Raw genomic sequence first — 2,805 nt, forward strand, 5'->3', positions numbered from 1 at the left:
GTCGACGGGGCGGTCGACGAAGGCGATCGGGGACCGGGAGCCGGTCAGCGCGACCACCCGGCGGGCCAGGTCCGCCATGGTGATCTCGTCGCTGCCGCCGATGTTCACCGGCCGTACGGACCTGCTCGCGGCCACCCGCAGGATGCCGTCGACCGTGTCGTCCACGTAGCACAGCGAGCGGGTCTGGCTGCCGTCGCCGGTCACCGTGAGCGGTTCGCCGGCCAGGGCCTGGCAGATGAAGGTGGGCACCGCGCGGCCGTCGTGGGCCCGCATGCGGGGACCGTAGGTGTTGAACAGCCGGACGATCCCGGCGTCGGTGCCGTTGGTGGCGGCGTGCGCGGTCACCAGGGCCTCGGCGAACCGCTTGGACTCGTCGTACACGCTGCGCGGCCCGACCGGGTTCACGTTGCCCCAGTAGCCCTCGTGCTGCGGGTGCACCAGCGGATCGCCGTACACCTCCGAGGTGGAGGCGAGCAGCAGGCGGGCGCCGTCGCGTTCGGCGATGGCCAGCGCGTTGCGGGTGCCGAGGCTGCCCACGTCCAGGGTCTCCAGCGGCATCCGCAGGTAGTCGGCGGGCGAGGCCGGGCAGGCGAAGTGCAGGACCAGGTCGTACGGGCCCGGCAGCCGTTCGGCGCAGTCGGGCGCGGAGACGTCGCAGTGCGTGTACCGGAAGCCGGGCCGGTCCTCCAGGTGGGCGATGTTCTCGCGCCGCCCGCAGGCCAGGTTGTCGGCGCAGTCGACTTCGACGCCTGAATCCAGCAGCCGCTCGCACAGGTGGGAGCCGAGGAAGCCGGCGCCGCCGGTCACGAGGGCGCGCCGCCAGGAGAACGGTGTGTCACCAGTCATGGGGGCTATTCCTTCGTCGTCCTTCGTCCGCGTCGTCCGCGTCCCGGAAGGCGCCGTCCGCGGGCCGGAGCGGCCCCGCGCGGGGTTTCGAGGCGTACCGCGTCGCCGGCCGATGCCGCCGGTCCGACGTCATCGGCCCGTAGGGAAGGGAGGGGCAGGGCTTCGGGTCCCACTCATCCGGGAGGACCGCCCTGGTCGGCCGCCGCTGGCTGGACGGCACTGGCAGCTGAGTTCCCGTGCCAGTTGGTTTCACACGTTGGATTCTTATTCTCCGGAATCAGGGGTACTCGCGCGACTCCTGCGCCCCAGTTACCACAGGGGAGAGGCTCATGCACGACGATGTCGCGACGGCGGTGCTGCACGCGCTGCGGGGACCCGGCCGGCCCCCGCGGCGGCTGCTGCTCACCGGCTGGTTCAGCTTCCGGGACGGGGAGGCGACGGCCGGGGACGTCCTCGCCCAGCAGCACATGTCGGCCGCGCTGACCAGGGCCGGGATCCCGTACGAGACGGCGTGGAGCCCCGGTTTCCGGCCCGGCGGACTGTCGTTGGAGACGGCCGACCCACGGGCGTACGACACGCTGCTCTTCGTGTGCGGGCCGGTGCACGGTCCCCAAGTGGCCGCCCTGCATGCCAGGTTCAGGTTCTCAAGACGACTCGCGGCCGGGGTCTCGGTGGTCGATCCGGCGGATCCCGCGGCCACCGGCTTCCATGCGATCGTCGCCCGCGACGGCGCGGGCGCCCCGGCCCGGCGGGATCTGGCGGCCGACGCCCCGGCGGGCCCGCCGCCGCCCGTGGCCGGGGTGGTGCTCTCGCACGGCCAGGGCGAGTACGGGCGGCGCCGTCGGCACACGGAGGTGACCGAGCGGATCACCCGCTGGCTGGCCGGCAAGGACTGCGCGCGGGTGCCGGCCGACACCCGGCTGGCCACGGACGACTGGCGGCTGTGCGCCACCGCCGAGCAGTTCCTCGCCCTGGTCGCCCGCTTCGACCTGGTCGTCACCACCCGGCTGCACGGCCTGGTGCTGGCGCTGCGTACCGGCACCCCGGTGATCGCCGTCGACCCGGTCGCGGGCGGCGCCAAGGTCAGCGCCCAGGCCCGCGCCCTGGGCTGGCCGGCGCTGGTGGCGGCGGACGGACTGACCCCGGAGATCCTGGACCACTGGTGGGAGTGGGCGCTGTCCGGGGCGGGCCGGACGGCCGCCGCGTGCCACTCGATGCGCTGACCGGGCGCGGCGGGCCGTGTAGCGCATCCCGCCCGGGGCACTCGGCGCGCGACGGCAGGCCGTCCACGGGCCGCCGCGTGTCACGCAGGAGGTAACGACCATGGGTCACGGCGGAAACGTCATCCAGGAACTGACCACCGACCACCGGGAGGTCGAGGAGATCTTCGGCCGTATCGAGGCACTGCCGTCCGGCTCCGCGGAACGCAAGGACCTCTGCGACCAGGTCACGATGGAGCTGATCCGGCACTCGGTCGCCGAGGAGGCCTATCTGTACCCGGCGGTGCGCGAGCATCTGACGGGCGGGGACGCCCTGGCCGACAAGGAGATCGAGGACCACTCCAAGGCCGAGCGGATCATGAAGGACCTGGAGGGCTGCCAGGCGGACGATCCGCGCTTCGACACGCTCATGACGCAGCTGATGAGCGAGATCCGCTCCCATGTGACGGACGAGGAGCAGAACCTCTTCCCGCGCCTGGCGGAGGCCTGTCCCGAGGACGCGCTGATGGACCTCGGCGACAAGGTCCGCCGGGCGAAGAAGATGGCCCCCACGCGTCCGCACCCTTCGGCACCGGACACTCCCCCGGCCAACAAGCTGCTGGCTCCGGGAGCCGGGATGGTCGACCGGTTGCGGGACATGCTGTCGGGGCGGGGCAAGGAGAGCTGACGGGCACGGAGGACTGACGGGCGGGGTCCTCCCGCCGGGGGGCCGGGACGCGCCCGGCCCCCTTTTCACAGC

3 protein-coding genes are annotated in these 2,805 nt (G+C 73.1%); 2 read left to right on the forward strand and 1 reads right to left on the reverse strand.

What is annotated here, in order from left to right; translation table 11 throughout:
* Positions 1-846 (reverse strand): NAD-dependent epimerase/dehydratase family protein (locus CCN44_RS33250; protein WP_086701988.1); only part of this gene is annotated, 846 nt, incomplete at its 3' end.
* Positions 847-1,175: 329 nt separating this feature from the next.
* On the opposite strand from CCN44_RS33250, the gene CCN44_RS33255 reads away from it, so the two are divergent.
* Together CCN44_RS33255 and CCN44_RS33260 are read left to right on the forward strand one after the other, a co-directional pair.
* Entirely contained in the window at positions 1,176-2,069 is an 894-nt protein-coding gene (locus CCN44_RS33255; RefSeq protein ID WP_059247491.1) for a polysaccharide pyruvyl transferase family protein, read from the forward strand.
* A 100-nt stretch (positions 2,070-2,169) separates the two neighbouring features.
* Entirely contained in the window at positions 2,170-2,733 is a 564-nt protein-coding gene (locus tag CCN44_RS33260; RefSeq protein WP_059247492.1) for a hemerythrin domain-containing protein, read from the forward strand.
* Positions 2,734-2,805: the final 72 nt, after the last annotated feature.

The sequence above is a fragment of the Streptomyces tricolor genome, from assembly GCF_002155905.1.
Lineage (GTDB): Bacteria > Actinomycetota > Actinomycetes > Streptomycetales > Streptomycetaceae > Streptomyces > Streptomyces tricolor.

Coding starts and splice junctions, on each gene's coding strand:
- CCN44_RS33255 (WP_059247491.1), top strand. CDS start 1,176: ATGCACGACGATGTCGCGACGGCGGTGCTGCACGCGCTGCGGGGACCC.
- CCN44_RS33260 (WP_059247492.1), top strand. CDS start 2,170: ATGGGTCACGGCGGAAACGTCATCCAGGAACTGACCACCGACCACCGG.